The 6,848-nt window shown below is 40.7% G+C and carries 8 protein-coding genes and 2 pseudogenes; all 10 read left to right on the top strand.

Going from position 1 to position 6,848, the window contains the following annotated elements; all coding sequences use genetic code 11:
* On the top strand, positions 1–209 hold a 209-nt coding region (locus C232_RS20130; RefSeq protein WP_211211500.1), incomplete at its 5' end, for a hypothetical protein.
* A gap of 276 nt (positions 210–485) precedes the next feature.
* A pseudogene (locus C232_RS18850) lies at positions 486–701 on the top strand (hypothetical protein); the annotation flags it as partial.
* Between the two features lie 207 nt (positions 702–908).
* Entirely contained in the window at positions 909–1,358 is a 450-nt protein-coding gene (locus C232_RS18845; RefSeq protein WP_018665037.1) for a helix-turn-helix domain-containing protein, read from the top strand.
* A gap of 78 nt (positions 1,359–1,436) precedes the next feature.
* Positions 1,437–1,754 carry an IS66 family insertion sequence element accessory protein TnpA gene (gene tnpA, locus C232_RS0115355; protein WP_018665036.1) on the top strand — a complete coding sequence of 106 codons (318 nt, stop codon included), beginning with the start codon at positions 1,437–1,439 and terminating at the stop codon, positions 1,752–1,754.
* A complete protein-coding gene (gene tnpB, locus C232_RS20535; RefSeq protein WP_018665035.1) occupies positions 1,748–2,104 on the top strand; it encodes an IS66 family insertion sequence element accessory protein TnpB in 357 nt (118 codons plus the stop codon). Before tnpA ends, tnpB begins: the two co-directional genes overlap by 7 nt.
* 47 nt (positions 2,105–2,151) lie before the next feature.
* Positions 2,152–3,552, top strand: a pseudogene (gene tnpC / locus C232_RS0115345) (IS66 family transposase); the annotation flags it as partial.
* Positions 3,530–4,189, top strand: a complete 660-nt coding sequence (locus C232_RS18840) for a transketolase family protein (RefSeq protein WP_081622788.1) — start codon at positions 3,530–3,532, stop codon at positions 4,187–4,189. The pseudogene tnpC and the gene C232_RS18840, both read left to right, overlap by 23 nt.
* 5 nt (positions 4,190–4,194) lie before the next feature.
* Entirely contained in the window at positions 4,195–4,656 is a 462-nt protein-coding gene (locus C232_RS20420) for an MFS transporter (protein WP_026314634.1), read from the top strand.
* Complete coding sequence (locus tag C232_RS20415) at positions 4,626–5,369, top strand: MFS transporter (RefSeq protein ID WP_211211503.1); 744 nt, start codon at positions 4,626–4,628, stop codon at positions 5,367–5,369. Before C232_RS20420 ends, C232_RS20415 begins: the two co-directional genes overlap by 31 nt.
* A 3-nt stretch (positions 5,370–5,372) precedes the next feature.
* Positions 5,373–6,599, top strand: a complete 1,227-nt coding sequence (locus C232_RS0115325; RefSeq protein ID WP_018665032.1) for an ATP-grasp domain-containing protein — start codon at positions 5,373–5,375, stop codon at positions 6,597–6,599.
* Positions 6,600–6,848: the final 249 nt, after the last annotated feature.

Genomic DNA, 6,848 nt, shown 5'->3' with positions numbered 1-6,848 from the left:
AAGCTAAAAATAAGTTCAACCAACAAATGGCTTCCAGTTTTCGGACGCCTCTACTATGCCTTTTTCTAATCAGGCATGAACCAGTACCAATACATTGCCGTAAAACTTGCAAAAAAATGGAAGTGGCAAGTTTATTTGTTGTGCCTGGAAAATCACCTGAACAGCTTTTTCAAAGATTGAAAACAAGAAAACTACTGTTTAACAAATAATCAGTCACTTACCGGAAGGCTGCACAATGAAATCTACCTATTAATGCCGCAAATTAGGTTTTTGTCACGGATTCAGGTTAACGCCAATGAAGTGCCGGCGGCTTTTGGGGTTTTCCTTTTTACCAGTAAAGAACGGCAACCATTTCATTATGGGAATGCCGTTATGTTTTTAAGAATCCAATCAGATTCATCCAATTATCCCGGCCAGAACGCCGCGGGTATAAATGCCCTCCGTATTCGACAAGCTATCCTAAATGGGCTTCAAAGGTGGGTAAGATGGACAATTATCGTAACGATAATACAGCCAGGCGATATAAAGCACATGTCAGTATTTTAGGGACAACGCAATTGCATTTAAGAAACCCTTATATCATTGCGTGGTGGTCCGCAGCGTTTCCCGGATTCGGGCATTTGCTGTTATCCAAATATATCAGGGGATATGCTTTATTTATCTGGGAAGTTGTCGTTAATTTGAAAGCAAATGTGAATCTCTTGTGAATGCTAAACTAAAGTAGACCATTCCTACTAGATAAAAATGAACACTTTTACTGAGATATGGGGGCAGGTATTTTTCATTTGATAGGTGTTGCCCCGGGGAGGGGCAACACCTATCAAATGCATCGGCGCTATTCCCCTGATAATAATTCCCTCGATACGTTATAATATAGTTTGATTTATATTGTTATGGAGGAAGTAAAGGTGGACAAATGGGAAATGTACATGAAGATCAAGCAATTAAAAGAACAAGGATTTAAGATAAGAAGAATAGCCAGAAAGCTTGGTATATCAAGAACCACAGTATATAAATATCTGGAAAAGTCTCCGGAAGAAATGGCTTTGTGGGAGGCCTCAACAAAGACTCGAACTAAGAAGCTCGATGCTTATGAAATGATTATTCATACTTGGCTGAGTGAAAACCCAGATGTGTCTTCGGCACAGATCCATGATTGGTTGATGGAGCACTACCCTAAACTAATTGTTGGGGAAAGTACGGTACGTAGTTATGTCAAAGAACTTCGTGAAAAATATGCCATACCAAAAGAGACACATCAACGGGTTTATCAAGCGATACCTGACCCGCCAATGGGGCAACAAGCTCAGGTAGACTTCGGGAAAACCAATCAGAAAACGCCTCAAGGTAAATGGTAAGCGTCAAACTGTTCACACCTAGCAACGGCCGTATATCTATGAAATAATCTCCTTAGAATTTTGTGAAGGAGTTTTTTTATGGAAAATAGCGAATTAAGAAAGCAATGGGAACTGCGGATTGCCGCTTTCCGGTCCAGCGGCCTGACGCAAGCAAAATGGTGTGAGGCTAATCAACTTAAACTACATCAACTCAAGTATTGGCTGAAGAGGATTGAAGTCCCATCCTCCAAAACGAACTCTGCACCTTCGTTTGCACCGTTGTTAATTGAAGAACCTAAACAGTCGGATCAGGATACCCTTCAGGTCAAAATAGGCAATATTTCCATTGAAGTGAAGCCGGGATTTGATCCATCCCTTTTTGCCGATGTCGTAAAGGTGCTGAAGACGGTATGCTAAACCTGACAGCTGTCGATCGCGTTTACCTCGCGCAGGGCAGTATGGATTTACGGAAATCTATTGACGGTTTGGCCGCACTTGTGCAGGAAGAATTCAACCTAGACCCCTTTTCCCCAAGCCTGTTTGTTTTCTGCAATCGAGGACATGACAAGTTAAAAATCCTGCACTGGGACCATAACGGTTTCTGGCTTTATTACCGCAGGCTCGAACGTGGGAAGTTCCATTGGCCTTCCGAGAAAAACACCGCGCCCATAAAGATAAGCCCACGTCAGCTGAGATGGCTGCTCGACGGGCTGGAGCTGGAACAAAGGCAGGCCCATCAGGCCGTCATGGAAAGGACCGTTATTTAAATAATGAAAAACCAGAGAAATCGCAATTTTTGTTTTATAATGGTCTTATGAAAAAGACAGCGAATTCCCCTATCCAAAACCCTACAATTGAAGAACTCCTGAAACGTCTTGAAACGTTGGAGAAGCAAAATGCAGCGTTGCAAGAGAAGCTGAAAAAGCAAAACGAACTGGAAGCCAGGCTAAAATGGTTTGAAGAACAGTTCCGCCTTCTGCAACACAAGCGATTCGGCGTTTCAAGCGAAAAAACTCATCCCGGTCAGCTTGAGCTTTTCAATGAAACTGAACAGGAAGCAAATCCTGAATTGCCTGAGCCTTCTTTGGAAACCATTACGTATCAACGCCGCCGTAAGAAACGCGGACAACGCCAAACCATGCTCGAAAACCTGCCTGTGGAGACGGTCGAGTACCGCCTGTCCCCCGAGGAGCAGGTCTGTTCGTGCTGCGGTGGTACCATGCATGAAATGAGTACAAAAGTTCGCCAGGAACTTGTCTATATTCCTGCGGAATTGAAGGTAAAAAAACATGTCCGGTATGTCTATTCCTGCCGCAAGTGTGAAAATGAAGGGATCAATACCCCGATCAAGACGGCATCCATGCCGAAGCCGGCCATCCCAGGGAGCCTGGCATCGCCATCTATCCTGTCACATATCATGACTCAAAAATATGTGGAAGGGCTGCCTTTATACCGCCAGGAAAAGCAGTTCGAAAGGATGGGAGTGGTTTTGTCCCGCCAGACTTTCGCTAACTGGATGGTAACCGGAGCTGAGAAGTGGCTGGGCGCACTTTATGAACAGATGCACCTTCGCCTCTTGGAGCTTGATATCCTGCATGCCGATGGGACCACTCTCCAGGTCCTTCGCGAGCCTGGCAGGCAAGCTTCTTCACAATCCTATCTGTGGCTGTATCGGACAGGGATCGAAGGTCCTCCTATCATTCTGTATGACTACCAGGAAACCAGAGCGGGTGAAAACCCGAAAAATTTTCTGAATGGCTTTAAGGGCTACTTACAGGTGGATGGGTATGCAGGTTACCACAAAGTGCCCGAAGTGAAACTTGTAGGGTGCTGGGCCCATGCCCGAAGGGGGTTCACTGATGCGCTTAAGACTCTTCCCCCAGGAAGCACAAAGCCGGTGGTAGCCACTGAAGGCCTTGATTTCTGTAACCAACTGTATGCAGTAGAACGGAAACTAAGAGGCCTGAACCCTGCGGAACGCAAGAAAGCACGCCTGATACAAAGCAAGCCGATCCTGGATGCTTTTTTGGGATGGCTGAAAACACAGGAACGGAAAGTGTTGCCAAAGAGTGCACTTGGCAAAGCCATTCAATACTGTCTTAATCAATGGGAAAAGTTGATGGCCTTTTTGGAGGATGGACGCCTGGAGATTGACAATAACCGGAGCGAACGCGCAATTAAACCGGTCGTAATTGGAAGAAAAAACTGGCTGTTTGAAGGCTAACATTGTTGCCGCTAGCTGTTATGGGGGAGCCGCAGGTGGATGGTTTGGTACCACCCATCATTGTTTAGAAGATTTAGCATTAATAAGAGTAATTCCAAACATTAAAATTATCTGTCCTTATGGTGAAAGGGAAACACGGCTTGCAATTGATCAGGCTATTAATACGAACTCCCCTTATTATATTCGCCTTGGAAGAAATAATGATTATGAGGATTTTCCTATTCAAGAGGATCATGATTATTATTCATGGTATACAAGAGGTAAGCATGACACTGTATGTTTAATATCATCGGGGGAAGTTGCAACCGATTTTTGTATTAAAGTGACTCAGAATATAAGTGGAGTTAGTCATCTGCATTTGCTGAATTCCGATTTGAATTTCTTAAATCAAAAGCTATTATTGTTTAATAGTATTAGTGAAACAATAATTGCTGTTGAGGAACATAGGTTATTGGGAAGCCTTGCTTCAGTATTAGCCACTTTGCTTCCAAATAAAAAGGTTTATGGATATACGGTAGATGATAAGTGGCCGATATACGGTGGTAGCCATTATGAAGTTTTGGACTATCTTAATTTTTCGAAGGATAGTCTAGAGGCATTCGTAAAATCAATTAAACAAGGTGGATGACAACTTTGAATTTTGGACTAATGAAGAAAAAAGAATTTCGGAATTTCTTTTTGGCAGACATTATTTCTGGTTTTGGAGTAGGCATGACAACTGTAGGCGCTAATTGGTATATGCTTCAGCAAACTCATTCAAATAAATATGTTGGTTTGTATCTTACGATTAATGTTTTAGCTGGTTTTTTAATGTCTCCAATTGCCGGAGTGTTAACCGATAAGTATCCGAGAAAGAACGTTATTTTATTTACATTTCTTGGTCGGGCATTGCCAATGATAGTCATTTCTGCATATTTTTATCTAAATGGATTTAGTATCGAGCTTATGTATTTGCTGTCAATTTTAACAGGTGCTGGATGGATTACATACATGGCAGCTTCCAGAAGCTATGTTCAAATAATTTTGCCGCTAATTCATTTATTGAAGTTTCATTACAGGTCGGAATGTTCGCTGCCGGTGCATTATCCGGGATAATACTGCATTATACTGGTTTTATGGTAATTCTCATCATCAACATACTCGTTTTTCTAATTGCATCAATGCTCATCATAACAGTAAAAAAAGATCAGGTAATACCAGCAGATGTGGAAAATACTTCAAGCTTTGTATCCGGAATCCAGTACGTTTGGAGACATAAGCTCATTTTAAGTGTTGGTTTATTATCAATTTTACCGTTAATCGTTACCCAATTATTTAATGTTTCGTCTCCAGACTATGTTTCAACCATATTAAAGGCAAATAGTGTAGTGTATGGATTTTCGGATATGGCTTATGGTATTGGTGGCTTGTTATCTGGGCTGATCATGGGAAGTATCATCAGCCGTGTTTCAAACAGAAGTATTATTGTTTCTTTCTTTTCTGCTGCTGCAATCGCGCTTTTTTCTTTGTTTATTGGCGATAAAATTTTACTTATGTATTTTGGCAGCTTGGTAATTGGCTTATCTAACTCTTCGCTCCGAATTGTTATAAATACCGTTCTAATGGAACAGGTAGATAAAGCTTATATGGGCAGAGCAACTTCTCTTTGGAACGGCACTGCTCAATTCATAGAAATATTCGCTTCAACTGGCATGGGTTTTGCAAACGATAAATTCGGAGCTAATTTTGGCTTTTTTATTATGTTTGTAATCATGATAGTGGGAGTTGTCTGGAGTTTAGGCGTACTAAAAAAGAAAAGAGATGCTTAGATTATGAAAAAAAGAGTGTTGCTTGTTGAACCAAGTTTTTACGGGGTATCCTTTGTAAAGGCTGCCCGATCACTTGGATGTGAAGTGATTTGCATTGTCTCGGATGTAAAGAACCCGAAAATATATGGATACGAAGGCTGCTATGATGATTTGTTAGTTGCGGATATTCGTGATCCAAAGAGTATCTTAAATGCAATTGATTCTAGCAAATATTGCAAATTCGATGCATTAATTCCCGCTACAGATTATGTGACTGCGGTGACTGCCCGGGTAGCTAAGGTATTGAAGACATTTGGCACATCTGTTTTTGCTGCCACTTGTGCGAGGAATAAAGATAAGGCACGTGAAGTCTATGCACAGAAAGAAGTACCATCAGCTAAATTTGCCGTAGTTCGTGATTATGAAGAAGCAATACAAGCTAGTAAAAGTATTCCATTTCCATTTATTTTGAAACCAACCAACACTGCCAGCAGCATCAATGTATTTTATATTGAAAATAAAACCCAATTGAAACAGCGAATGGACGAATTAAAAAAATATAAAACAAGCTACATGAATTTTTCTGTGCGGGGTGAGTATTTAATTGAGGAATTTCTGAATGGCCCGGAATTCAGTGTTGAGCTTTTTTTGAACCACGATAAAATTGAATTTGTTGAGGTTACTGAAAAACATGTATCGAAACCTCCATACTTTGTTGAATTGATGCATGTTTTTCCAACGACGATTGATCTAAATCATAAACAAAAAATAATTAATGTTGCATTTAAAGCAGCGCAGGCTTTAGATTTCCATAATGGACCCATGCATATTGAAGTCAAATTGACCTCTGATGGCCCAAAAATTATTGAGGTAAATGGCCGGCCAGGAGGCGACTGCATTACATCTGATTTGATACCAAATGCTTATGGAATTAACATCTTTAAAAAAACAGTTGAACTCTATCTTGATCACACGGTGTCTATCAAGAAGAGTAAAGATTATTCTGCATTGATACGTTTTATCTTTGCTGATACAACGGGCATTTTTGATAGAGTAGAAGGCATGAAGAGTGTGGAAAGCCTTCCGGAGTATGTGCGCCACGAAATTGGTGTGTTTAGAGGTGACAAGGTTACTCCGCCTCGAAACTCTGATGACCGTATTGGCTACTATATTTTAAACGGTCCATCCGGATTGGAGTTAAAGAAGCTAGCCGGTAAAATAAATCACCAATTACAAGTGATTGTAAAATAATTCTTCGAAATTTGAATTTAAGGCGAAAGACCATGTTCTTTAAATTTAGTATATCCCGGCATAACCGCAAAAAATGGTTGTGCTTACTTTTTAATCGAAGATATTATATGATCAGTGAATAAAAGTCCACCTGGTAACTCAGCTAATCCTTGAAATAAATCAGGAAGTGTCGCTTATCTTTTATTGTTTGCTTATGAAAATATTCACATACAGGATTGTAACTTGTTCTGTCATTAATTTCGCCAAAAA

Source organism: Heyndrickxia acidiproducens DSM 23148 (assembly GCF_000374345.1).
GTDB classification, from domain to species: domain Bacteria; phylum Bacillota; class Bacilli; order Bacillales; family Bacillaceae_C; genus Weizmannia; species Weizmannia acidiproducens.
This window is presented reverse-complemented; position numbering and strand designations above follow the sequence as displayed.

Excerpts from the sequence above, each read along its gene's own strand:
- tnpA (WP_018665036.1), top strand. The coding sequence starts at position 1,437 with ATGGAAAATAGCGAATTAAGAAAGCAATGGGAACTGCGGATTGCCGCT.
- tnpB (WP_018665035.1), top strand. The coding sequence starts at position 1,748 with ATGCTAAACCTGACAGCTGTCGATCGCGTTTACCTCGCGCAGGGCAGT.
- C232_RS20415 (WP_211211503.1), top strand. The coding sequence starts at position 4,626 with ATGTTCGCTGCCGGTGCATTATCCGGGATAATACTGCATTATACTGGT.
- C232_RS0115325 (WP_018665032.1), top strand. The coding sequence starts at position 5,373 with ATGAAAAAAAGAGTGTTGCTTGTTGAACCAAGTTTTTACGGGGTATCC.